This is a genomic window from Pseudomonas moorei (assembly GCF_042846945.1).
Lineage (GTDB): Bacteria > Pseudomonadota > Gammaproteobacteria > Pseudomonadales > Pseudomonadaceae > Aquipseudomonas > Aquipseudomonas moorei.
Genome location: NZ_AP035776.1, coordinates 4,017,753 through 4,041,865, shown reverse-complemented (window position 1 = coordinate 4,041,865; position 24,113 = coordinate 4,017,753). Strand labels below are relative to the sequence as shown.

The 24,113-nt window shown below is 60.4% G+C and carries 24 protein-coding genes and 1 pseudogene; 19 read left to right on the top strand and 6 right to left on the bottom strand.

The annotated features are described in order from the left end of the window. Positions 1-17 precede the first annotated feature (17 nt). From ACGJAX_RS19110 to ACGJAX_RS19100, 3 genes are read left to right on the top strand one after another with little or no spacing between them, the layout of a single operon-like run. The gene (locus tag ACGJAX_RS19110; protein ID WP_090322971.1) at positions 18-935 is read left to right on the top strand and encodes an ABC transporter permease; all 918 of its coding nucleotides are present in this window, start codon (positions 18-20) and stop codon (positions 933-935) included. A gap of 1 nt (position 936) precedes the next feature. Continuing rightward, positions 937-1,764 (top strand): ABC transporter permease, encoded by an 828-nt coding sequence (locus tag ACGJAX_RS19105; protein ID WP_247256990.1) that lies wholly within the window; start codon positions 937-939, stop codon positions 1,762-1,764. After that, a complete protein-coding gene (locus ACGJAX_RS19100) occupies positions 1,757-3,229 on the top strand; it encodes an aldehyde dehydrogenase family protein (RefSeq protein WP_390955725.1) in 1,473 nt (490 codons plus the stop codon). Before ACGJAX_RS19105 ends, ACGJAX_RS19100 begins: the two co-directional genes overlap by 8 nt. A gap of 327 nt (positions 3,230-3,556) precedes the next feature. On the opposite strand, the gene ACGJAX_RS19095 is transcribed toward ACGJAX_RS19100, so the two are convergent. Then, positions 3,557-3,835 (bottom strand): hypothetical protein, encoded by a 279-nt coding sequence (locus ACGJAX_RS19095; protein WP_390955724.1) that lies wholly within the window; start codon positions 3,833-3,835, stop codon positions 3,557-3,559. A gap of 124 nt (positions 3,836-3,959) precedes the next feature. Next, positions 3,960-4,058: pseudogene (locus ACGJAX_RS19090) on the bottom strand (hypothetical protein); the annotation flags it as partial. Here ACGJAX_RS19090 and ACGJAX_RS19085 point away from each other — a divergent pair. Together ACGJAX_RS19085 and ACGJAX_RS19080 are read left to right on the top strand one after the other, a co-directional pair. Further along, on the top strand, positions 4,012-4,161 hold the full coding sequence (locus tag ACGJAX_RS19085; RefSeq protein WP_390955723.1) for a hypothetical protein: 150 nt from the start codon (positions 4,012-4,014) through the stop codon (positions 4,159-4,161). The pseudogene ACGJAX_RS19090 and the gene ACGJAX_RS19085 sit on opposite strands and share 47 nt — an antisense overlap. Before the next feature lie 123 nt (positions 4,162-4,284). Continuing rightward, the gene (locus ACGJAX_RS19080) at positions 4,285-5,064 is read left to right on the top strand and encodes a metallophosphoesterase (RefSeq protein ID WP_390955722.1); all 780 of its coding nucleotides are present in this window, start codon (positions 4,285-4,287) and stop codon (positions 5,062-5,064) included. Positions 5,065-5,200: 136 nt separating this feature from the next. Here the strand turns inward: ACGJAX_RS19080 and ACGJAX_RS19075 are convergent, their stop codons facing one another. Next, entirely contained in the window at positions 5,201-7,405 is a 2,205-nt protein-coding gene (locus ACGJAX_RS19075; RefSeq protein ID WP_390955721.1) for an OsmC domain/YcaO domain-containing protein, read from the bottom strand. A 258-nt stretch (positions 7,406-7,663) separates the two neighbouring features. On the opposite strand from ACGJAX_RS19075, the gene yghU reads away from it, so the two are divergent. From yghU to ACGJAX_RS19060, 3 genes are all read left to right on the top strand, one after another. Further along, positions 7,664-8,503: a glutathione-dependent disulfide-bond oxidoreductase gene (gene yghU, locus ACGJAX_RS19070; RefSeq protein WP_247256996.1), complete on the top strand. Its 840-nt coding sequence runs from the start codon at positions 7,664-7,666 to the stop codon at positions 8,501-8,503. A 211-nt stretch (positions 8,504-8,714) separates the two neighbouring features. Next, positions 8,715-9,011 carry a hypothetical protein gene (locus ACGJAX_RS19065; protein WP_390955720.1) on the top strand — a complete coding sequence of 99 codons (297 nt, stop codon included), beginning with the start codon at positions 8,715-8,717 and terminating at the stop codon, positions 9,009-9,011. Between the two features lie 188 nt (positions 9,012-9,199). Then, positions 9,200-9,946, top strand: coding sequence for a hypothetical protein (locus ACGJAX_RS19060; protein ID WP_247256998.1), 747 nt, complete (start codon positions 9,200-9,202; stop codon positions 9,944-9,946). 68 nt (positions 9,947-10,014) lie between these two features. On the opposite strand, the gene ACGJAX_RS19055 is transcribed toward ACGJAX_RS19060, so the two are convergent. Continuing rightward, positions 10,015-10,935 (bottom strand): universal stress protein, encoded by a 921-nt coding sequence (locus ACGJAX_RS19055; RefSeq protein ID WP_390955719.1) that lies wholly within the window; start codon positions 10,933-10,935, stop codon positions 10,015-10,017. 354 nt (positions 10,936-11,289) lie between these two features. Here ACGJAX_RS19055 and ACGJAX_RS19050 point away from each other — a divergent pair, with 354 nt between their 5' ends. From ACGJAX_RS19050 to ACGJAX_RS19040, 3 genes are all read left to right on the top strand, one after another. Next, positions 11,290-11,715: a potassium channel family protein gene (locus tag ACGJAX_RS19050; protein WP_090322986.1), complete on the top strand. Its 426-nt coding sequence runs from the start codon at positions 11,290-11,292 to the stop codon at positions 11,713-11,715. A gap of 168 nt (positions 11,716-11,883) precedes the next feature. After that, the gene (gene fnr / locus ACGJAX_RS19045; RefSeq protein ID WP_248915943.1) at positions 11,884-12,627 is read left to right on the top strand and encodes a fumarate/nitrate reduction transcriptional regulator Fnr; all 744 of its coding nucleotides are present in this window, start codon (positions 11,884-11,886) and stop codon (positions 12,625-12,627) included. Positions 12,628-12,650: 23 nt separating this feature from the next. After that, positions 12,651-13,634: a zinc-binding alcohol dehydrogenase family protein gene (locus ACGJAX_RS19040; protein WP_390955718.1), complete on the top strand. Its 984-nt coding sequence runs from the start codon at positions 12,651-12,653 to the stop codon at positions 13,632-13,634. Here ACGJAX_RS19040 and ACGJAX_RS19035 read toward each other — a convergent pair. Further along, positions 13,624-14,535: a universal stress protein gene (locus ACGJAX_RS19035; RefSeq protein WP_390955717.1), complete on the bottom strand. Its 912-nt coding sequence runs from the start codon at positions 14,533-14,535 to the stop codon at positions 13,624-13,626. The two genes, ACGJAX_RS19040 and ACGJAX_RS19035, sit on opposite strands and share 11 nt — an antisense overlap. A gap of 224 nt (positions 14,536-14,759) precedes the next feature. Here ACGJAX_RS19035 and ACGJAX_RS19030 point away from each other — a divergent pair, with 224 nt between their 5' ends. After that, on the top strand, positions 14,760-15,323 hold the full coding sequence (locus ACGJAX_RS19030; RefSeq protein ID WP_247257003.1) for a GNAT family N-acetyltransferase: 564 nt from the start codon (positions 14,760-14,762) through the stop codon (positions 15,321-15,323). Positions 15,324-15,384: 61 nt separating this feature from the next. Here the strand turns inward: ACGJAX_RS19030 and ACGJAX_RS19025 are convergent, their stop codons facing one another. Beyond that, complete coding sequence (locus tag ACGJAX_RS19025; protein WP_247257004.1) at positions 15,385-15,600, bottom strand: hypothetical protein; 216 nt, start codon at positions 15,598-15,600, stop codon at positions 15,385-15,387. Positions 15,601-15,924: 324 nt separating this feature from the next. On the opposite strand from ACGJAX_RS19025, the gene ACGJAX_RS19020 reads away from it, so the two are divergent. The 7 genes from ACGJAX_RS19020 to ACGJAX_RS18990 all read left to right on the top strand — a co-directional run bounded on the left by ACGJAX_RS19020 (position 15,925) and on the right by ACGJAX_RS18990 (position 24,113). Further along, the gene (locus tag ACGJAX_RS19020; RefSeq protein WP_390955716.1) at positions 15,925-16,851 is read left to right on the top strand and encodes a universal stress protein; all 927 of its coding nucleotides are present in this window, start codon (positions 15,925-15,927) and stop codon (positions 16,849-16,851) included. 204 nt (positions 16,852-17,055) lie between these two features. Beyond that, positions 17,056-17,403: a metalloregulator ArsR/SmtB family transcription factor gene (locus ACGJAX_RS19015; RefSeq protein WP_090322997.1), complete on the top strand. Its 348-nt coding sequence runs from the start codon at positions 17,056-17,058 to the stop codon at positions 17,401-17,403. Positions 17,404-17,452: 49 nt separating this feature from the next. Continuing rightward, a complete protein-coding gene (locus ACGJAX_RS19010) occupies positions 17,453-17,926 on the top strand; it encodes an arsenate reductase ArsC (RefSeq protein ID WP_390955715.1) in 474 nt (157 codons plus the stop codon). Continuing rightward, on the top strand, positions 17,923-18,654 hold the full coding sequence (gene arsH, locus ACGJAX_RS19005) for an arsenical resistance protein ArsH (protein ID WP_390955714.1): 732 nt from the start codon (positions 17,923-17,925) through the stop codon (positions 18,652-18,654). Before ACGJAX_RS19010 ends, arsH begins: the two co-directional genes overlap by 4 nt. A gap of 429 nt (positions 18,655-19,083) precedes the next feature. Then, on the top strand, positions 19,084-20,649 hold the full coding sequence (locus tag ACGJAX_RS19000) for a PAS domain-containing methyl-accepting chemotaxis protein (RefSeq protein WP_247257007.1): 1,566 nt from the start codon (positions 19,084-19,086) through the stop codon (positions 20,647-20,649). Positions 20,650-20,825: 176 nt separating this feature from the next. Further along, positions 20,826-22,187, top strand: a complete 1,362-nt coding sequence (locus ACGJAX_RS18995; protein WP_390955713.1) for a purine-cytosine permease family protein — start codon at positions 20,826-20,828, stop codon at positions 22,185-22,187. A 246-nt stretch (positions 22,188-22,433) separates the two neighbouring features. Beyond that, on the top strand, positions 22,434-24,113 hold the full coding sequence (locus ACGJAX_RS18990) for a hydantoinase B/oxoprolinase family protein (protein ID WP_245706744.1): 1,680 nt from the start codon (positions 22,434-22,436) through the stop codon (positions 24,111-24,113).

Here is a 24,113-nt window from a genome sequence, read left to right as displayed (position 1 = left end):
CCAACGAGGAGTCGCCCATGAATGCCGCCGCCCACCCGCAAACGGTGCAGCCAGGCAGTGCCCTGTCAGTCGAGGTGCGCCCACGGCACAACCTCGGCCGGCGGATCACCCTGCTGATGCTCTTGCCTTCGACCCTGTGGTTCCTGCTGCTGTTACTGATGCCGCTGGTGATCATCCTGGTCTTCAGTTTCGGCGAGCGCAGCGCCGTGGGCGGGTATGCCGGGGGCTTCACACTGGCCAACTACCTGAACCTCGGTTCGCGGGCGGCGGCGTTCGGCAACACGCTGGTGTTGGCGCCACTGGGCACCCTGGTGTGCCTGGTGGCGGCCTACCCGCTGGCGTACTTCCTCGCCGTCAAGGTCAGCAAAAACCGTTCGCTGTTGCTGACGCTGGTGATCGTACCGTTCTGGACCAGTTTCCTGATCCGCACCTACGCGTGGATTTTCATCCTCAGCGGCAAGGGCATTCCGGCGTTGCTGGCCAGCCTTGGCCTGGAAGATGTGCGACTGATCAACACGCCTTGGGCCGTGCTGATCGGCATTGTCTACGGCTACCTGCCGCTGATGGTGTTCCCGATCTACGTCAGCCTGGAGAAACTCGACAAGCGCCTGCTCGAGGCCTCGGCGGACCTGGGCGCCAGTGCCTTCGAAAGCTTTCGCAGGATCACCCTGCCCCTCTCTGCGCCGGGGATCATCACCGGGGTGATGCTGGTGTTTATCCTGCTGATGGGCGAGTTCCTGATCCCGGCCATTCTCGGTGGCGGCAAGGTGTTCTTCGTCGGCAACGCGCTGGTCGACCTGTTCCTGCAGTCGCGAAACTGGCCATTCGGCAGCGCGCTGGCAATGACCCTGGTGGCGATGATGTTGCTGATCATCGGCCTGTATTTGAAGCTCGTGGCGCGCTACGGCGGCCGCCCTGCCGACGGAGGCCTGTGACATGTGGCTGCGCAGCTATTCGACTTCGCTGTACCTGTTTCTCTACGCGCCGATTGCCCTGATCATCCTGTTCAGTTTCAACGCCGGGCGCAGCGGCCTGGCCTTCGAGTGCTGCTCGGTGCAATGGTTTGGCCGCGCCTTCGACAACCCGTTCATCATGGAAGCCCTCGGTCACAGCGCCTTCATTGCCCTGTGCTCGGCGGTGCTGGCGACGCTGTTCGGCACCCTCGCGGTGTTCGGTCTGCAGCGTGCCGGACGCAAGGTTCGCCTGCTGTTCGATGCCCTGACCTACTGCGCGATCATCGTCCCGGGCATCGTCATCGGCATCTCCACGCTGATCGCCTTCATCAGCCTGTTCGACCTGATCAACCCGCTGCTGGCGAGCTGGATGCCCAGCGTGCCACGGTTGAACATGGGCTTCTTCACTGTGATCGCCGCGCACTCGCTGTTCACCATGGCACTGGTCATGGTGATCGTGCGCAGCCGTGTCGACTCTCTGGACAAGGCGCTGCTGGAAGCCTCCGCCGACCTGTACGCCCCGCCCATGCAAACCTTCTGGCGGGTGACCCTGCCGCAGATCAGCCCCGCGATCATGGCCGGGTTCCTGCTGGCGTTCACCTTCAGCTTCGACGACTTCATCATCGCCTTCTTCGTCGCCGGTTCCGAGACGACGTTGCCGATCTACATTTTCTCTTCCATCCGCCGCGGCGTGACCCCGGAGATCAACGCGATCTCGACGGTGATCATCTGTCTGTCCCTGGCACTGCTATTCACTTCCCGCTCTCTGCAAAACCGCCAGACCGGCGTCCAGGAGTCGCACCATGCGTGATCAGCTATACATCAACGGCGAGTGGGTCAGCCCGGACCTGGGCGGCTATCTGGAGGTCGTCGACCCGGCCACCGAGCACGCATTCCACCGCGTGGCGGCCGGCACTGAAGAAGACGTCGACCACGCCGTGCGCGCGGCCAGGCGCGCCTTCGACAATGGCTGGAGCCAAACCAGCGGTGCCGAGCGAGCGCAGTGGCTGGAAGCCCTGGCCGATGAACTGGAAAGTGGCCAGTCAGCGCTGGCGGAACTGGAAGTGCGCGACAACGGTAAACCGTTGCCCGAAGCGCAGTGGGACATCGGCGATGCGATTGGCTGTTTTCGCTATTACGCCGGCCTGGCCCGCGAACTGGACGAACAGCAGGACCAGCCGCTGGCATTGCCGGACGCCCGTTTCCGCTGCCGTATCCGCCATGAACCGATTGGCGTGGCCGGGCAGATCATCCCGTGGAACTACCCGCTGCTGATGGCCGCCTGGAAAGTGGCTCCGGCCCTGGCGGCGGGGGCCACGTTGGTGTTGAAGCCGTCCGAGCTGACGCCATTGACGGCGCTGGAACTGGCCGCCGCCGCCGACCGCATCGGCCTGCCAGCGGGTGTCCTGAACGTGGTCACCGGGCTCGGCGCCGAGGCTGGCAGTCCGCTGACCGAGCACCCCGGCGTGGACAAACTGGCCTTCACCGGCAGCGTGCCCACCGGGGCGAAAATCATGTCGGCGGCGGCCCGCGACATCAAGAACATCAGCCTCGAACTGGGCGGCAAGTCAGCGTTCATTGTCTTCGACGACGCAGATGTCGAAGCCGCCGTGGAGTGGATTCTGTTCGGGATCTTCTGGAACCAGGGCCAGGTGTGCAGCGCCACCTCGCGTCTGTTGGTGCAGGACACAATCGCCCCGAGGTTGATCGAACGCCTGGTCGAAGCAACCCGCAAGATCACCATCGGCCCCGGTCTTGAGTCCGGCGTGCTGCTGGGGCCACTGGTCAGCCAGGGCCAGTACGACAAGGTGCTCGGCTTTGTCGATCAGGGTCTGGCCAGTGGCGCGCGCCTGCTCACCGGAGGCCGGCGGCCGGCGCATTTGCCAGAGGGTTACTTCATCGAGCCGGCGATCTTCGACGAACCGGGACACAGCAGCATCCTCTGGCGCGAGGAAGTCTTCGGCCCGGTGCTGTGCATCAAGCGTTTCAACACCGAAGACCAAGCCGTGCAAATGGCCAACGCCAGCCGCTTCGGCCTCGCCGCCGCAGTGATGAGCGCCGACTTGCAACGCAGCGCACGGGTCGCCAACCAGTTACGCGCCGGGATTGTCTGGGTCAACTGCTCGCAACCGACCTTCGTCGAAGCGCCCTGGGGCGGCATGAAACACAGCGGGATCGGCCGTGAGCTCGGGCAATGGGGGCTGCACAATTATCTGGAGGTCAAACAGATCACCGAGTACGTCAGTGAGCAACCCTGGGGCTGGTACCTGAAGTAAACAGGCCAGGTACTTCGCGAGCAGGCTCAGCCCCACAGTTTGATCTTCAGCGGCCTCAAAGACCGAGCCCGGCTACGGTCCTTGTGGGAGCTGGCTTGCCAGCGAAGGCGTCGGCACATCCACCATCAATGCTGACAGGGGCGACGCCATCGCGAGCAGGCTCGCTCCCTTAAGGGATTGGCGGTATACGCAGAGGCCAGGTCCGCCAAACAACCTGTGGGAGCTGGCTTGCCAGCGATGACGTCGGCACATCCACCCTCAATGCTGACAGGGGCGACGCCATCGCGAGCTGGCTCGCACAGCTTGATCTTCAGCGACCTCAATTCATCACTCACGCAAACAGACCCTGCATAAAACGTTCGGCGTTTCCCTGACGAGTTCGTCCATCAATTCCCGCGCATTGTCGTGACGAATCAGCGCGACGGATTGCCCGGCAGACAACGAACCGAAATCCTCGCGGCCCTGCCCGACCGCCAGCTTCGCGAGGCTGCCCATGAACCAGGCCTGGACAGGATAAGGCGCGATGGGTGAGTCGCCGTGATTGATCTCGCGGGTCATCCGGTTCGTCAGGCTTCTGGCCAGGCGACCGGTGAAAGCTTTGGTCAAGGTCGTCGATCCCGCATAAATACGGACGCAGCAACGCGCCTGCCTGGCGAGCATCGGCGGGACTTGGCGCTGACTCCTGCGCATTGCACATCCAAAAGTTGATCGCAAAGGGTTTGCTCGTGGCCTGACGGATCTGCCGCACCACTTCAATCATCTGGTGCGGCTCCAGTGATTGCATGCCAAACGAACCCAAGCCGCCGGCATTGGAGACACTACTGAGCAGTTCCACGAATGAAGGACTGCCACCGGGCGCTTCCACCGCGCCCGGCAACATGAACATGCACCTCGAGCAACAACACCTGGTCATGCAAAGCGCGTTCGCCTAGGGAGTGCTCGCGTCCCCTCTTATCGCCATACCGGCATCGAGAGGGGACCTCCCGGCTTGTCGCCGCCGCTGATCAACGCGTAAGTTGAGTGGACTGAATGCCCCATCAGGCAGGAGTTGATCAATGCGCATTGCCTTGCTGTCCGACGTTCACCTCTCCGTCAACGCCATGCCGTTTCCCCAGGTGGAGGCCGATATCGTGGTCCTCGCCGGGGATATCGCCCGTCCGGCAGCGGCGATCGAATGGGCCAGATCCTGCCCTGCTCCGATCGTTTACGTGGCAGGCAACCATGAGTTTTATGGCAGCGATCTGGTCTCCACCTACGAGCACTTGAACCGATTGACCTACGGCACACGGATTCACGTGCTGGAACGCTCGGAATATGTCCACGAAGGCGTGCGGTTCCTGGGTTGTACCCTGTGGTCCGACTATCGGTTGTTCGACAAGCCGGAGGATCGGGCACAGGGTATCGAGATGGCGACGAAGCTTATCCGCGACTTCAGCCACATCAAGGTATCCCCCGACTTCCCGGACCTGTTCACGCCCGCCATCTCCCAGCTGGTGTTCCTGCAGACGGTCGCCTGGCTGGAGGAATGCTTCAGCCGCGACAGCCACCTCCCGACGGTGGTGGTGTCGCATTTCGCCCCGACACGGTCGAGCATCAGCCCGGCGTTTGCCAATTCGCCGATCAACTCGAGTTTTGTCTCGGATCTAGAAGCGCGGATCAAGGTCTGGCAGCCGGCGCTCTGGCTGCATGGCCATACCCATGGGAGCTTCGATTATCGGGTGGGCAACACCCGGGTCATTTGTAACGCCCGTGGCTATGCAAAGGGCGGTATCAATGAAAACCCGGATTTTGATGAGGCCTGCGTGATTGAATTGAATGGCTTGCAGGACATGTAGGCCACGCAATACCTGTAGGGGCCAGCCTGCTGGCGATGGTCTCAAGTGCGCCGCGGTTAACCAGGTTACACGCGTTACCCTTGACGACCATCGCTGCGATGCGGCGACTCGACGAGCCAGCTCCCACAGGGCGCTATCACATGGACAAAGCCGTCACATTGGCCCGCGCCATGTGCAGCTTTTTGTAGCTGTCGATCAGCTTCAAGTGGCGGTCGAGCCCTTCGAGCTTCATGCTCGTAGGCTTCAAGCCGTAGAAGCGCACGCTGCCGTCCACCGAGCCGATTGCCGCGTCCATCCGTTCGTTGCCAAACATCCGGCGGAAGTTGACCTCGTAATCGCCCAGCTCCAGGTCGTCGTCCAGTTCCACCTCCAGCACCACATTGAGGGCCTGATAAAACAGCCCGCGCTCGACGGTGTTGTCGTTGTACTGCAGGAAGGCCTCCACCAGATCCTTGGCCTGGTCGAATTTCTTCAAGGCGAGATAAATCAGCAGCTTCAGTTCCAGGATCGTCAACTGACCCCAGGCGGTATTGTCGTCAAACTCGACGCCGATCAACGTGGTGATGTCGGTGTAGTCATCCAGCTCACTGTCTTCCAGGCGCTTGGCCAGCGTTCGCAGGCCGACTTTGCTCAGGTTATGCAGGTTCAGGATGTCGGCGCGGAACAACAGCGCTTTGTTGGTGTTGTCCCAGATCAGATCGTCGACCGGGTAGATTTCCGAATAATCCGGTACCAGGATGCGGCAGGCGGTAGCACCGATGTGCTCATACACCGCCATGTACACTTCCTTGCCCATGTCTTCGAGAATGCCGAACAAGGTCGCGGCTTCCTCGGCATTGGAGTTTTCACCCTGGCCGGAGAAGTCCCACTCGACAAACTCGAAATCCGCCTTGGCACTGAAGAAGCGCCACGACACCACACCGCTGGAATCGATGAAGTGTTCGACAAAGTTGTTCGGCTCGGTCACCGCATGACCTTCAAAGGTCGGCTGGGGCAGATCGTTCAGGCCTTCGAAACTGCGGCCCTGGAGCAATTCCGTCAGACTGCGCTCCAGCGCCACCTCCAGGCTTGGGTGGGCACCGAACGAGGCAAACACGCCGCCGGTACGCGGGTTCATCAGGGTCACGCACATCACCGGGAACTCCCCGCCCAGCGACGCATCTTTCACCAGCACCGGGAAGCCCTGGGCTTCCAGGCCCTGAATCCCGGCCAGGATGCCAGGGTATTTCGCCAGCACCTCATGCGGCACATCAGGCAGTGCGAGCTCACCTTCGAGAATTTCGCGTTTTACCGCGCGCTCGAAGATTTCCGACAAGCATTGCACCTGAGCTTCGGCCAGCGTGTTACCCGCACTCATGCCGTTACTGAGGAACAGGTTTTCGATCAGGTTGGACGGGAAATACACCACCTCGCCATCCGACTGGCGCACAAAGGGCAGCGAGCAGATGCCACGCTGCGTGTTGCCGGAGTTGGTGTCATATAGATGCGAGCCAAGCAACTCGCCATCCGGGTTGTAAATCTCCAGGCAGTATTCGTCGAGGATTTCCGGCGGCAGCGCATCTTTCGGGCCGGGCTTGAACCAGCGCTCATCCGGGTAGTGCACAAACGCCGCGTTGGCGATGTCTTCTCCCCAGAACTGATCGTTGTAGAAAAAATTGCAATTGAGGCGTTCGATGAATTCGCCCAACGCCGACGCCAGCGCGCTTTCCTTGGTCGCGCCCTTGCCATTGGTAAAGCACATCGGCGAGTGCGCATCACGGATATGCAGCGACCACACGTTGGGAACGATGTTGCGCCACGAAGCGATTTCGATCTTCATGCCCAACTCGGCCAGGATGCCCGACATGTTGGCGATGGTCTGCTCCAGCGGCAGGTCCTTGCCGGCAATATAGGTGCCGGCCTGCTCGGCTGAACCGGGCATCAGCAATGCCTGGGCATCGGCATCGAGGTTTTCCACTTCCTCGATCACAAACTCCGGCCCGGTTTGCACCACTTTCTTCACCGTGCACCGGTCGATGGAACGCAGAATGCCCAGGCGGTCCTTGGCGGAAATGTCCGCCGGCAACTCGACCTGAATCTTGAAAATCTGGTTGTAGCGGTTTTCCGGATCGACAATGTTGTTCTGCGAGAGACGAATGTTGTCGGTGGGAATGTTGCGGGTTTCGCAGTACAACTTCACAAAGTAAGCCGCACACAACGCCGACGAAGCCAGAAAGTAATCGAACGGACCCGGTGCCGAACCGTCGCCCTTGTAGCGAATGGGCTGATCGGCCACCACCGTGAAGTCATCGAACTTGGCTTCAAGTCGAAGGTTGTCGAGAAAATTGACCTTGATTTCCATGTGCGATTACCAGAATAACGAGCTAAACAATTTGGCCGCCATTATCCGGCTTTTCAGCGGGAAGTCTTGTGCTTCTGTCTGTTGTCTTTAACTTGCAGTGGCGGGTTTCGGCCAGACGGCACCGGCATCGCATCAAGGACCGGGAGTACCGTATGCTGCCGGCTGAAGCGGTTACGACCGACCGGCACAGCCGTCCTGTCGGGAGGCTTACGGTCGGAAATCCAGTGATCACAGGCAACCCTCCATGGAGTGCAATTCGTGAGTAAAGCGTCCTATGTTCCTCCCAAAGTCTGGAAGCACACCGCCCCGTCTGGCGGCCAGTTCGCCAGCATCAACCGCCCGACGGCCGGGCCCACCCATGACAAGACGCTGCCGACAGGCAAGCATCCGTTGCAGCTTTACTCGCTGGCGACGCCCAATGGCGTGAAGGTGACCATCCTGCTGGAGGAGCTGCTGGCGCTCGGGCATACCGGCGCCGAGTACGATGCCTGGCTGATCCGCATCAACGAGGGTGATCAGTTTTCCAGCGGTTTTGTCGAGATCAACCCGAATTCGAAGATCCCGGCGTTGCTGGACCGCAGCGTGGAGCCGCCGATCCGTGTCTTTGAATCCGGTTCGATCCTGCTGTACCTGGCGGAAAAATTCGCCGCCTTCCTGCCCACCGATCCCGCCGGGCGCACCGAAACCCTGAACTGGCTGTTCTGGCAAATGGGCGCGGCACCTTACCTCGGCGGCGGCTTCGGCCATTTCTATGCCTATGCGCCGGAGAAGCTCGAATACCCGATCAACCGCTTTACGATGGAAACCAAGCGTCAGTTGGATGTGCTCGACCGCCGCCTGGGCGAAAGCCCCTACCTGGCCGGCGAGCACTACACCATCGCCGACATCGCGGTCTGGCCCTGGTACGGCCAGTTGGTGCGCAACAACGTGTACTCCGCCGCCGAATTTCTGAACGCGCAGCAATACACCCATGTGCAGCGCTGGGCCGAGGAAATCGCCAAGCGGCCAGCGGTCATTCGTGGCCAGCGAGTGAATCGGACGTGGGGGGATGAAGCAAGCCAGGTGCCCGAGCGGCATCAGGCGCAGGATCTGGACTGACGAGAGTGTTACGCCCTGCCCCTGGCGACCTGACGAACGGCCGCGCGCGGCAATGAACAACGTATCAGCAGAGACAAGGATGTCTCGCCCAACCCCGCCAAGGTGGCTGTCGGTGACACTGGTCCATGAATTCAACCAGTCGCTGCAACACCCTCTAAACTGAGGGGAGCGCGGTCACACACGCCTCTGGCCAATTTGCAGGTGAACCCCCATGACTGGAATAACCGTACGCCGATGTGCGTCATGTGCCCTGCTCTCCCTGCTGGCCATCAACCTTGCGTTGACCGGGTGTGCGGGCAAAGCAGGCACCTCTCGCCATGCCACTTCAAGCACGGGTTCAAACTGCTACGCCAAAGCCCTGCCCACGGCCGGCGAGGGCGGCCTGGCCTGGGGCGACACCTTGAACATGGCTCGCCAGAAATCCATGGACAATTGCATTCGCTATGCCAGCCACTCCGGCGGCACGCCGAACACCTGCCAAGTGGTGTTGGCCGAGTGCAGGCACTGACCACACTCCCTCAAGTCGCGCCGGTCATAACGCGCCAGACAACGAACCGTTATTGGGCAGCGCAGCCCCGCTCTTCGTTGACTGTCACTTTTAATGGTTTCCTTTCCAATAACTGATCGCGAAAAAAAAAAGCGGCTATCGTTGTAAGTGTCGGTCACCCAGACCTGAAGCGTACTGATGGAGTTCTTATGAAAAGGACCATTCTTACTGCTGTTGTCACTTCTCTTATTGCCGCAACCACCCCCAACATCTCGAGTGCCGCCCCGCCTACAGATCCGATATTTTCCTTTGGCTTACTGGGAAGCTACAGCGTTCTCGAATTCGACGGGCAGAAAAGCTCGAGCACCGAACACATGCCCGAAGGAGGATTGTTTCTCAACTATGGCAACAAGATGACCGCTCAGACCGGCTTTGTTTATCTGGCAGAAATCACTGGCCAGTACTCTGAAAAGCAGAATCAGAAAGTGAAGGATGGTCAGGTGGACCTGGATCTTGGCTGGCGCACGGCACTGGATGCGCACAACTTTTTAGACGTCTTGCTGGGCGCAGGATACAAGTGGAACCGGTTCAATCCGGACTCCAAAAAGTACGACATCGATCTCACCAGTCGCACTTCCTTCGCTAAAGCCGCGGCGGGTTACAACCATCAGTTCAGCACCGCAACCCTGCGTCTTGAGGCAGGGGTTCGACGGCTGATAAACGGTGATTCGCAACTCAAACTCCATGGCGTCAGCAGCGAGACGCTGGACTTGAAAGACAACACCAATCCTTATGTCGAGCTGAGCCTCCTGTTTAATCAACAAGGCACGATTCCGCTCATGGCATCCCTTTACTACAACCGCTTCAATTACGACCTGGACGGTCGATTTGCGGTGACCGATCTCGACAAACAGACCCGGGATGAGTACGGCATAAAAATTGGCGTGGCCTTTTAATGCGGTTATCAATTTTTCAGGATCGACAACCGTTGATGTTTGTTCCAGCAGCTGTGATGGGTAGCGCTTCAGTCAAGCCATCGCCAAGGCTTGACGATAGTCAGGCTGCAGGGTGCGCAGTTCAACACACCCTCGGCGGTGCTGCCGATGAAACGGTCGATCCCGCCTTCGTAGAGCGTGCCCAGCACGACCATGTCGAAGGCGTTTTGTCGGGCGAACCGCGTAATCACCTGATGAGGAATGCCCGTCAGCAGGTGGCGGCGCCTTTCGCCAATGCCATAACGTTCGGCAAGCACATCAAAAGCTTCTTCCTGAGCATCGTTGAGCGCGTCTCGCAAACTGTCTTCCAGACTCATTGTCGGCACGCTTCTCACGGCATCGCCCAGCACTGACCAGTGGCTCACGTTGAGCAAATGCAGGGCGGCGCCACAGGAAGCGGCCAGGGTCGAGGCGAAGTCGAGGATCCGGTCATTCAAGCCTTGGGTCAGGTCTTCGAGATGGGACAGGTCGACAGTCGCGAGAATTTTCAGCGGCTTTGGATGGTTGCCGTCGGTCACAAGGTGCAGATTCGCGGGGCAGTCACGCAGCAATAGCGAGTCCAGTGGACGATGAAACACGCGGTTAAGTGCAGGCACATGATGAACGTCCTTGATCACCAGATCCGGACGGAAGTCATTCACGTACTCAAGCACATGCGCCAGGCTGGCCGGGGCCCACACCACTTCCGTAGTGACTTGCGAGCCCGTGCAGCGCTGTAGCCGGGCTTGCTGTTCCAGCCACTGCCGATGCACCTGCAGATAGCCCTCCCGGGCCTGGTACATCGCGTCATGATCAAACAAGCCCGCCACCGCCAGCGTCTGAACATAATTGAACGCGACGATGTGCAACAGCGCACCGGTTGCACTGGCCAAGGCGTTCGCCCGATCAAACGCCGGGGTGCGGCTCATTTCGTTGGGTGCTATCAACAGGATACGTTTGAGTTTCAGCATGACATACCTCGTCCTGGAAGCGCGTTATCTGCCTGGTCACAAGCCCTTGATCCATTGGGCTTCATTCAACCGCCCGTGACTTGGAGTCCCCTTCCCCGCCGTCCCGGCGCTGCGGACATTCATCTCATCGGCAGTCCGTTGCGCAGCTCGCCTCTAACGCAGGAACAGCATCGGACGATGGTTCAAGTATCCGGCGCTGGCTTGTGAGGATTCTGATATAGGTCAACCAAGTGCCCTCTGGTTATTGAGCACAATGGTCCTGGCTCACAGAGGCGTTGTTGATATAGCTCAAGGCCGCCGTATTGCGCTGGCGTAGAAACAATCGAGGATTACCCCTGCTGCGAGAGGTTCGCCATGCTGGCCGTCACGCTGATCAATACACTGGTGGTCGTCCTTGCCGTAGTGATCCACTACGAATGCCTGTTGCGCCTGAACGACTGGCTGCCTCGCCTCAAGCTCTGGAGCCGGTTCAGGATTGTCGTCGGCGTATTCGGCGCCCTGATGGCCCACGCCGTTGAAGTCTGGTGCTTCGCGCTGGTCTATTACCTGATGGCTCGCGCCGGTGAATGGGGAAGCCTGATCGGCAACTTCGACGGTTCATTCATGGACTGCGTTTATTTTTCCTTCACCACGTACACCACCATTGGCTTTGGCGATATTTCACCCGTGGGCAACTTGAAGTATTTGACCGGATTGCAGGCACTCACCGGTCTGGTGTTGATTTCCTGGACCGCGTCATTTCTGTTCCTTGAAATGCAGAAATACTGGAAGAGCAAATAGCACTCGGGTCGGCAGCGTTAAAGCAGCTGCATCTCAACATCGTAAAATTGACAGGAAAACTTGTACAAAACAGTCCATTCGTCGACTAACCCGCAGTCACTTGCACCTGTCACCGACTCGTTAACTTGCAGGCACTATCCTGAATGTTCAGACAGAGGACCGGATGAAATGCCTGAAGCCCCCCCCTATCAAGCTCATCAACTGAAAACGGCCTGCTCCAGTTGCAGCGTTGTCGAGTTGTGCCTGCCCATTGGTTTGACGGGCTCGGAAGTCGAACGTCTCGATACGCTGATTGCGCAACGTTTCAAGGTCAAAAAAGGCGCAGCCCTCTACCGTGCCGGTGATCCCTTGCGTTCGCTGTACGCGGTGCGCATCGGTTCCTTCAAGACCAGCGTGCTCTCGGTCGATGGCCGGGAACAGGTCACCGGGTTCCAGATGCCCGGCGAAATGCTCGGTCTGGACGCGATCAGCACCGACTTGCATGCCTGCAACGCGATCGCGCTGGAGGACAGCGAAGTCTGCCCCATCCATTTCGCGCATCTCGAGAAACTGGCCGGGGAACTGCCGTCGCTGCAGCACAACCTGAACAAAATCCTCAGCCGGGAAATCGTGCGTGATCACGACATGCTGATGGTACTGGGCAACATGAACTCGGATGAGCGCCTGGCGGCCTTTCTGCTGAACCTGTCGCAACGCTTGAGTATGCGAGGTTTCTCGCCCAGGAACTTCGTCCTGAAAATGCGCCGCGAGGAAATCGGCTCCTACCTGGGGTTGCGGCTGGAAACCATCTGCCGAGGCATCGCCCATCTGCGTGATCAGGGCCTGGCGGAAATCAACGGGCGCGAGGTCAGGATTCAAAACCTGGATGGACTCAAACAACTGGTCGTGGGCTGTCATCGCCCGCTGCAATAGCACCGCACACCGGGAAAGTCATCATGCGCGCCATGGTTCTGCATACGCCCGGCCAGCCGCTGCAACGGGAAGAGCGCCCGATTCCGACCCCCGCTGCATGCCAGCTGTTAATCAAAGTGCTGGCGTGCGGCGTGTGCCGCACTGATCTGCACCTGGTCGATGGCGAATTGCCGCAAGCGGTTTTGCCTCGGGTCCCAGGCCATGAAATCGTCGGTGAAGTGGTGGCGCTGGGCGCGGACGTCGCACCCGAGTGGATCGGCCAGCGAGTGGGCGTGCCCTGGCTGGGCTGGACATGCGGTGAATGCGACTTCTGCCGCGCGGGCCAGGAGAACCTTTGCGACCAGGCCCGCTTCACCGGTTGTCATCTGGACGGCGGCTACGCCGAATACACGGTGGCCGACCAGCGCTTCTGCTTCCCCATCCCGAAGGCGCTCTCCGACACCCAGGCCGCCCCGCTCCTGTGTGCCGGGCTGATCGGCTTTAGGGCCTTGCAAATGGCCAGGGGCGCCCGGCACCTGGGCCTTTATGGCTTCGGCGCCGCCGCCCACCTGGCCATTCAAGTGGCGCGCGGGCGCGGGCAGCAGGTGTATGCCTTCACCCGCCCGGACGACAGCAGTGGCCAGGCCTATGCGCGATCGCTGGGCGCCGAGTGGGCCGGTCCTTCAGACCAGCCTCCCCCGCATTTGCTCGATGCCAGCCTGATTTTCGCTCCCGTCGGTGCGCTGGTGCCCATAGCACTGTCCGTCACCACCAAGGGTGGCTGCGTGATCTGCGCCGGCATTCACATGAGCGACATTCCGGCGTTCCCCTATCGGTTGTTGTGGGGCGAACGCAGCATTCGCTCGGTGGCCAACCTGACCCGCGAGGACGGCCTGGCGTTCTTCAAGGAATTGCAGCACACGCCGGTGCACAGTGATGTCACCTGTTTTGCCCTGGACGATGCCAATCAGGCACTGGTATTCCTCAGGGCCGGTCAATTCAATGGCGCCATCGTGCTCACGCCTTGACTGACTGCCTGACCGCCAGAATGCTGCCCGGCACCGAATACAAGGCGCGCTCGGTGTTGCTGCCGATCAGCCGGTCGATTCCCACTCGATGCACCGTCCCCATGACGACCACATCGACCAGGTACTCCTCGACAAACTCGCTGATCACCGGCACCGGCAGGCCCATCACGAAATGCCGCCGTTCGGGCGGGATACCGTAGCGATCCGCCAGAGTGACAAAGGCCAGGTGCAGGGATTCGCGCAACTCCTCGACGAAATCCACGCCCCAGCCACCACTGACCAGCGGCGCATCGCCATTGAAGGCCGGCGTCAGGTCATAGGCGTAAAGCAGGTGCAGTGGCGCGTCGCACGCCAGGGCCAGTGCATGGGCGGTTTGAATGATCGTGTCGTTCAGGCCATTGATTTGCGTGGAAGGATCGAATGGGTCCACTGCTGCCAGCACCCGGTGCGGCAACCCGTAACGGATCTGATTGACCAGGTGCACAGGGACCGGGCAATCGCGCAGCAGGTGACAATCGAGCGGTGTGATGAACACTCGCTTGAGTACCGGTTCCAGGCTGACATCCTTGATTAACATGTCCGGCTTGAGCTCCTCGACGGCCCTCAAGATGTCTGGCAACGGATGGGTGGTGAAGACCACTTCAACCGTCGCCTCCAGGCCCTGGCCACTGAGCCGCTCGACTTCGTCGGCTATCCAGCGGCGCACCCGGCGCAAATAGCGTTGATAGCTGGCATCGTCGACTTTCTCTTCCCACAAATGGACCACCGGCGCCGGTTCGACAAAGGCCCGGACATCCAGCGCGGCGCCGCTCGCCTTGGCCAACGCCACGGCACGCAACAAGGCGGGAGACGAATGCAGGGTTTGGTCGGCGATCAGCAGCAAACGTTGATATTGACCCATCACACACCTCGGCTCGACACCGGTCGCAATACGCCGGCACAGTCCTAGACTGCTCGTTGTCGCCTGCCTGTGCTTGATCTACATCAGACACCGATCAAAGAAGGCCTGCCGACACAAGTCTCTGATCCAGATCAGTTCCACGCACCATCAGCGGCGTACAAAGGAATCAACCGCTTGGTTCGCCACGGCGCGCCAATCTCGCCAACCCGCTGGAGGATCCCACCATGCTTACGGTCAAAGACCACAATGATCGGGCGGCGGCCGCCTACGCCGCAGTCACTGGAAAATACTGGATTGAAGCCCTCAAGGACGGGCGTCACGTGCTGATCCGGCCGCTGGCGGAAAAGGACCGCGACCGTGAATACGAATTTATCAAACGCTTGTCGCCCGAATCCCGACACATGCGCTTTCTTGCGCAGGTCAACGAGCCCGGGGCCGCCATGCTTGATCAATTGATGGACACCGATAACAAGCATCGCGTGGCGTACATCGCCATGGTCCACGACAACGGTAAATTGATCGAGATCGGCGTCAGCCGCTATTGCGCCACGGGCGAACATGAATGCGAATGCGCGGTGACCGTCGCCGATGAATGGACGCACCTGGGCCTGGGGACCTTACTGATGGAACATCTGATCAAGGCCGCGCGCAGGAACGGATATCACCAGATGTATTCGGTGGACAGTGCCAGCAATACGCCGATGCGCGACCTGGCCAAGGCACTGGGTTTCGAGACGCAAAATGATCCTGATGACAGCCGTCAGGTCATTCATCGTCTTCACCTGTAAAAAAATCGCCCCGTGATGGACCGGCCAACGGTCCATCACGGGGCGATTCAATGTTCGGGATTCACTCAACCGCACAGACAGCCCGGCTACCCTGGGTCGATGCAGTGAATGTTTTGTGCCCGGTGGTGCTGGGCCAGACATGCGGCGCATCGATGCGGGCCTTCAGTTGGGCGACGAACGCCTGCGCCTCTTCCAGGCTGTTGAAATTCACTTCCAGGGCGTCCAGTTGCACAGCCCAGCCGCGGTTTACCGGCTTTTCGGACACTTCAATGATCATGGTCTCCTCCGTCAATCTTGAGCGCGTCCGGCGTGCCATCAAGGTGCCATTACCACCTTCATGACGCCGTCCCGCTGCATTTGGCTTGCTCCCAAGACTGCGCCGCCGGGAGGGGTTAAAGATTGATCAGGGTCAACTTTTGCTCTATGGAAACCGTGGCGGACCGACCGGGCGTCGGACAGCCTTTTCGCGCCGCGCAACCGTTTGACAAAGATCAACCCGAGCCTCGGGGCCACGAGCAGGATAAGCACAAGGCTTCACCGTACAAGCGCACCACCGCCGGTGAGGGCACAGGGTTCTGCTCGTCCGCTTGGGAGATTTGTCATGTCTGAACAATCACGTTTCATGCTGGTCGTTTCACCCCTGATGGAAAACAGTCCTGCTTTCGACCGGGCGGCAGCATTGGCCAAGGCTTCGGACGCGGCACTGCACATCGTGGCCTTCGATTACCTGGAGGGCCTGGCGACCGCCGGCATGGTCAACGAGCAGGCGCGGGAGCAAATGCGCATCGGCTATGTCGAGCGCCATCGCCAATGGCTTGAAGACCAGGCCCGCCCCCTGCGCAAGATCGGGGTGCACGTCACCACCGAAGTGGTCTGGGTTGAAAAACCCTTGCAGGAAATCCTTGTTCACCTCAAGGAGCAACCCATGGCGGCCTTGATAAAGGCCCTGCATCACGAATCGCGGCTGTCACGCCTGCTGTTCACGCCCCTTGATGTCCACCTGCTGCGCGAGTGCCCGGTGCCTTTGCATTTTGTCAGTCATATGCTTCATGCATTGCCACGCAAGATTGTCGCGGCGGTCGACCCTTTCCACCGCGATGGCCAATACAAGGATTTCAACGACCGGATTCTGCGTGAGGCAGCAAAACTGGCGAGCACCTGCAATGCCCAGCTCGATGTGATCTATGCCCACGACCTGTCCACCATCAGCGCGGATGAACTGGGTTTTGCCGATGGCTCGGGGTTCTTCTCCTCACGCAAGGCCAAGACTCTGTACGACGCGCAAGGCGAAGCCTTCCGCGAGCTGAGCGAACGCAACGGCATCCCGCCAGAGAATCAACACATGATCATGGGGAACCCGGCGAAGGTGCTTGCCAGCTTCGCCGATGCCTATGACATTGACGTGATCGTCATGGGCCGAGTGGGTCACCATGGCCTCGGCCGGTTGATCGGCAGCACGGTGGAAGAGCTTCTGTACAAAATGCCTTGCAGCGTGTGGGTGATTTCGCCCGAAGAACTGCCTGACTGAAAAACCGATCCCTGTCGATCCCGGCCTGTCCGAATGCAAGGGCCGGGAACGCCAGTCTTGGCGCGCACCCGCGCGGTTCGGCAATACGCCTTTTCGGCCATCATCGAAGTCACGCGCTGGATCTTGTCCGTACGTGCGTCTGTACTCAGGCTCGATATATACGTATATTCGAATATTCATATTTACACATAGGCATGACATTCCATGAGCCTGTCCCCCCCTGCTGTCTTCAAGTGCCTGGGCGATGAGACCCGCGCCCGGATCATGCTGATGCTGTGCGCCGAGGGTGAGCTGTGCGTGTGTGAACTCATCTGGGCCCTGGATGACAGTCAGCCCAAGGTGTCCCGCCATCTCGCGCAGTTGCGCGCCTGCGGCCTGCTTGAGGATCGCCGCCAGGGCCAGTGGGTTTACTACCGCCTGCACCCGCAATTGCCGCAGTGGGTTCAGGACGTTCTCCAAGTGACTCTCAAGGCCAATCCGGCCTGGGCCGGGCGCGACACCGAGCGACTCGCTTCCATGGAAGGCCGGCCGGTTCGCCAGGCCTGCTGCTGACCCTAACCGCAAAGGCCCCGCGACTGAGCGTCCACGCCTGGGAGAAATAATGAAAGTCCTGTTCATGTGTACCGCCAATAGCTGCCGCAGCGTGCTCAGCGAAGGCCTGTTCAATCACCTGGCTCCGGACGGGATGACGGCCGTGAGCGCCGGCAGCTTCCCGAGCGGGCGCCTTAACCCACGCGCGGTGAGCACCTTGCAAGCTCTGGGCGTGGACACCTCGGCGCTCTACAGCAAAGACTCTTCCAGCTTCACCGACAGTCCGCCCGACATCGTGATCACGGTCTGCGACAAGGCCGCCGGCGAGCCCTGCCCGGTGTACTTCGGGCCATCGGTCAAGAGTCATTGGGGCCTGGCCGACCCCTCTGAAGTAGAAGGCAGCGACGAACAAATCCAGGCCGCATTTGACGCGACGGTTGCGCAAATCCGCCGTCGCTTTGCCGCCTTCTTCGCCCTCGATTTCGACACCCTCGCCCCAACCGAACTCAAGCCGGCGCTGGACCGCATCGGAGAAATGCAATGAACGAATACCCCACGCAAACCCCGGACGACTTTCCCAGTCTGGACCTGTCGCTGTTCGACACACCCAGCGCCGAGCAGCTCGCGCAACATGAGCAACCCGGGCACAGGCCACGCATCCTGCTGTTGTATGGATCGACCCGCGAACGCTCCTTCAGCCGCTTGCTGACGCAAGAGGCGGCACGCATCCTGACACTCATGGGCGCAGAGACCATCATCTTCAATCCCAGCGGCCTGCCGCTGCCCGACGATGCGCCCTCCGATCATCCCAAGGTGCAGGAGTTGCGCGACTTGATGACGTGGTCGGAAGGCCAGGTGTGGTGCTCGCCGGAGCGCCATGGCGCGATGTCGGCGGTGTTCAAGGCACAGATTGACTGGGTGCCGCTGGCAATGGGCGCCATTCGTCCGACTCAGGGCAAAACCCTGGCCGTCATGCAGGTCTCTGGCGGCTCGCAATCCTTCAACGTGGTCAACCAGTTGCGCGTGCTGGGGCGCTGGATGCGGATGTTCACCATTCCCAATCAATCCTCCGTGCCCAAGGCCTTTCTGGAGTTCGACGCAGACAACCGCATGAAACCGTCGGCGCTGTATGACCGGGTGGTAGATGTCATGGAGGAACTGATGAAGTTCACCCTGCTGCTGCGCAATCGCCCGGAGCTGGTCGATCGCTACTCGGAGCGCAAGGAGTCGGCACAAGAACTGACTCAGCGAGTGAATCAGCGGGCCATTTGATCGCGCAGCGGCCTGCTTGCTGCCCTGAAGGAGCAAGCCAGTCCGCTGCCGGTTCAGGGGCAACGGCAAGGTTCGCGGGACAAACGAAGCCTCTCGTCGCCTCCCTGGCATGGCGCGCGCGTTTTCCAATCCGCTGACATGCTTTTCACGAAACGCTCACATCAGCGAGCGCAAATTGAGTTCACAAAAGGATTTGACCCCAAAAAGAGAGCCCGCCCCCCAGCGGGCTTTTTTGTTTTTCCCCCGCCCTGCGTCTACGCTTTCCACTGGCTGGAATGGCGTCGCGCCACGTTCGGCCGCAACTCATGACAAATCAGATTAAAAGTCAAATGCAAATCATTGTTATATATGAGTTTTATGCAGTTTATTGACTCAATTTTTGCGACTGACTGCCGATGGCCTGTCTACAGGAACCAAGGAGTCATCGGAATGAGAAATAATCAGCCGGTCACGCAACGCGAGATCCCCCTCGCGCCTCAGCAAAAACTGATCTCGACGACCAATGTTCGCGGGGTCATCACCTACTGCAATGACGCCTTCGTCGAAATCAGTGGCTTTGATCGAGCCGACCTGATCGGAGCGCCGCAGAACATCGTCCGCCACCCCGATGTGCCCCCCGCCGTCTTCGCTCACATGTGGGGCACTATCAAGCAAGGCCAGCCCTGGATGGGGATCGTCAAGAATCGCTCCAGAAATGGCGATCACTATTGGGTTAACGCGTACGTCACGCCCATTTTCGAGGGCAATGAGGTGACCGGTTTCGAGTCGGTCAGGGTCAAGCCCACAGCGGATCAGATCCGTCGCGCCGAAGCCTTGTACAAGCGCATCAGCCAGGGCAAACCGGCCATCGCACACCGGGACACCTGGCAACCGCTGCTAGTGGATTACCTGCCGTTCCTGGCCATGGGACTGGCGAGCACCCTGGGCGGCCTGTTCTTCAGTGCACCCGTGGCGATTGCGCTGACCGCAGGTCTGGCCGTGCCCATCAGCCTGCTCGCCGCACACCGGCACAAGCAAGGAGCACAGCGTCTGTTGCAGATGGTTGAGCCGTCGACCTCCGATGCCTTGATCGCCCAGATGTACAGCGGCGAGCGTGGGCTCCAGGCGCGCCTGGAAACCGCTTTCGTCAGCCAGACGGCTCGCCTGAAGACCTGTCTGACGCGCCTGCAGGATTCAGCCGAGCAACTCAGTGCGCTGGCCGGACAATCCGACCTGCTGGCCACTGACAGCTCAAGGGGCCTCGACCGCCAACGTGTCGAAACCGAGCAGGTGTCGACCGCGATCAACCAGATGGCCGCGACAACCCAGGAAGTCGCCAGCCACGTCCAGCGCACGGCCGATGCCACTCAACAAGCCAACTTGCTGACCAGCCGCGGCCGCGAAGTCGCCAGGGACACCCGCGAAGCCATCGAACGCCTTTCCGCTGTCGTCGGCGAAACCGGCCAGACCGTGGCACAACTGGCGAGGGACAGCAACGAAATCGGCACCGTGGTCGACGTGATCAAAGGCATTGCCGACCAGACCAACCTGCTGGCACTCAACGCCGCCATCGAAGCGGCACGGGCCGGCGACATGGGCCGGGGCTTCGCGGTCGTGGCCGATGAGGTGCGTCAGTTGGCACAGCGAACCTCGCAATCGACCACCCAGATCCATGACCTGATCACCAAGCTCCAGACCTCGTCCAACAATGCCGTGCAGATCATGGAGTCCGGTCACCGGCAGGCCGAGGAAGGCGTGGCCAGGGTGCTTGAGGCCGACCAGGCCCTGGTTGGAATCAGCGAAGCGGTCGCCCATATCACCGACATGGCCAGCCAGATTGCCGCCGCCACGGAAGAACAATCGGCCGTCGCCGAAGAGATCAGTCGCAACATCAGCACCATCGCCCAATTGGCCGATCAGACCTCGGGGCAAGCGCATCAATCGACGGACCTGAGCAAGGAACTGACCCGGACCGCGTCCACCCAATACTCACTGGTCGAGCGCTTCAATCGATAACCGGCTTCATCTGGATCGATCCTCGTCACTGGCCCGGCAACTGTCGGATCGGTGACGCAGGATCATCGTCCCCACCACTTCACTCCATGACAAAAGACAGGGCCGCCAACCGCAATCATCCGGCGCCACAGGCCTCTTACCATCCGGGTTCTTCATCCAAAAACAAGAGAAGAACCATGGCCGCCATCCTCCCGAAACAGGGCAACAGCAACGACTTTTCGGTCACCGCCGTTGCCGACACACACCGCATGAGTAAACGCTCGCTGACGATGGCCTGGTGGGGCATTTGCAGCGCGATGTTCTGGCTTGTCGTTTCTGCCACGCTGGCAATGACCTTCGGCACTCAAAACGCGATCGTCGGCCTGCTGTTGTCGGTCGTCACCTACGCGGCCATCAACGGCGTGATATCGCGTTATGCGATCAAGACCGGACTGTCGGTCGCGTTGTTTTCGCGGGTGCTGTTCGGGCGCAAGGGCGCGGTCCTCGCCACCTTGATCTTCTTCGCCACCGCGACCTATTACAGCGTGTTCGAAGGCTCGGTGATTGCCATTGCGATCCACCAGTATGTGCCCTCGCTGTCGATCAATCAGGCGTACCTGTTGGTGGTGCTGTACAGCGTGCCGTTGATTGTCGGCAGCGTGCAAAACTGGATGGACAAGCTCAACGGCGTACTGCTGCCCTTCTATCTGATCGGTCTGGTCGCGCTGGTGGGGGTGACCATCGGGCAATACGGCTACAGCGCGGCCTGGTTGCAAATGGGCCCGGCGAGCGGTCCGGTAGTGAACGGCTGGTGGGACTGCTTCAGCTACTTCATGGGCGTATGGATCCTGATGATGTACACCTGGGACTACGCACGTTTCGGCCGCAAGGAAGACACCACCTACCATGGCCGCTTCAACTTCGGCCTGCCCTTCTACACCTTTACCTTTTTGATCAATGGCCTGGTCGGGATCTTCCTCGCCGGGACCATTCCCACCCCCGGTGGCCTGAGCGAGGTGTCGGTGGTGATGGCGATCATCGAGCTGATGGGGATCTGGGGCCTGATCTTCGTCTGGGTCAGCCAGACGCGCATCAACTCGGCAAATTTCTACCTCGCGGCCACCAACATGCAGGCGTTCTTTGGCGGCATCGGTCTGGCGAAAGTGCCTTACATCGCCTGGGCGATTGCCGTTGGGGCTCTGGTTTACACACTGATGCGCCTGAACGTTTTCGACTACATCCTGCAGGCCCTGTCGTACCAGAGCATCTTCGTGGTGGCCTGGGTGGCGATCGCCCTGGCGCACATTTTCTCGCCACGCTACAGCCAGCTGTTCCAGGACCGGATCGAATACCAGGTGGATCGGGTCAGTGCCTTCAATCCCTGCGGTCTCGGGGCGTGGTTTCTTGCCGCCGCCCTGGGCATTGCGCTGCTCAATTATGGCCCTCCGACACTGGCTACCTGGTCGGCCCCCGTGACCTTCATCAGTGCCTTCAGTACTTACTGGTTATTGCTCAACAACGCCCGGCGCAGCTGGTTCGTGCGCGCCAGTTGTGGCTGATCCCTACGTTCTCTAATAACCATCTTCAGGCGAACACAAACCAACCAACAGTGCACGGGCAATCAATTTCCAGTGCACTTTGCGCCAAGCCGACCACCGGTTCGAGCGCGTAGTTTGATGTCGTGGGTTAGACATTCGTCCTGACCTTCACCTGGATAACAACAAGATTTCTGGTGACCCATGAGTACAGTAGATCCGATCACCCTGGCCGTCGTGCGAGGCGCGCTGGAAACCGCGCAGCGCGAAATGACCATCACCCTTGAGAAAACCGGTCGTTCGAGCGTTTTCAACCTGGCTCACGACTATTCGAACGCGCTGTTCGACCACCTTCCGGAAATGATCCTGCAAGGCCAGGACATCCCGATTCACCTCGGTTCGCTGATTCCGGCGATGAAATGCGTCGCCGGATTCTTCGGTGACGAGGTCGAGGAAGGCGATGTGATCTACCACAACGATCCCGCCTACATGGGTAGCCACATCCTCGACTGCTGCATGTACAAACCGGTGTTCTACCAGGGCGAGCTGGTGTTCTGGGCCGTCTGCAAAGGTCATCTGACCGACATCGGCGGCCCGGTGCCCGCCGGCTACAACCCCGACGCCAGGGAAATCTACGCCGAAGGCTTGCGCATCCCGCCGGTGAAACTGTGGTCGCGGGGCAAGCGCCGCGAGGACGTAATCAACCTGCTGCTGACCAACATGCGCGCCCGTGCCTATCAGGAAGGCGATCTCAATGCCCAATACGGCGCCTGCAACGTCGGCGAACGGCACTTGCTCGAACTGCTCGATCGCTACGGCGTGGAGCAGGTGCGCGCGTGCATCGCCGAGTTGAAAGACATGGCGGACCGGCACATGCGTGCCTTGCTGCGTGATGTGCCGGACGGCTTTTATACCGGCACCGCAGTGCTGGAAGACTCGGGCCATGGGCTGGGTGAATTGTCGATCACCGCGCAGGTGGAGATTCGCGGCGACGAGGCGCACATCCTCATCGAAAGCCCGCCCCAGGTGCCCTACTTCATCAACTCGTACGCCGGCAACTCGGTGTCCGGGGTTTACCTGGGGCTGATGATGTTCGCCCAGGTGCCACCGCCCTACAACGAAGGGCTGTACCGCTGCGTGTCCGTTGACCTGGGTCCACCGGGCACCCTGTGCAACGCCCGGGAACCGGCGCCCCATGTCAACAGCACCACCACGCCGATGGAAACCCTGGCCGATGCGGTGCGCCAGGCCCTGGAGCAAGCCGCGCCCGACCGTGTGACCGCCTCCTGGGGCCACGCCAGCGGGATCAACATCGCCGGCCACGACCCGCGCAATGGCAACGACGAGTACGTGACCATGGTGCTCGCTTCGATCATCTCCGGTGCCGGTGCGAACAAGGCCATGGACGGTTGGCCGGCGTGCGGTCCGCTGTGCTGTTTCGGCGCACTGATGTCCGGTGACATCGAGTTGCTGGAGTACGCCTACCCGATCCTCATCCATCGCTACAGCCTGATGACCGACAGCGGCGGTGCCGGCGAATTTCGCGGTGGCTCGGGCACGCGCATCGAAATCGAACCGCTGAACCATGCGATGACGGTGGTGGGCTTTGGCGAGGGCCGGCAACTGCCGACGTCGGGTGCTGCGGGCGCGAACAACGTCCTGCTCGAACCGAAATTGGGGCGGCTGATCCACCGCAAGGCCGACGGTGAGGAACAGTCCTTCATCTACAACGCGCAACTCACCGCGCAGCCGGGCGAACGGGTGATCAACGTCAACCCCGGCGGCGGTGGCTATGGCAATCCGCTGCGCCGCCCGGTGGCCAGCGTGGTCAACGATGTGCGCAACGGCCTGGTGTCCCGCGACGGCGCCCGGCTGGAATACGGCGTGGTGATCGACAGCAACGGCCAGGTCGATGACGCCGCGACCAGCGCCTGCCGTGCGGCGAACTAA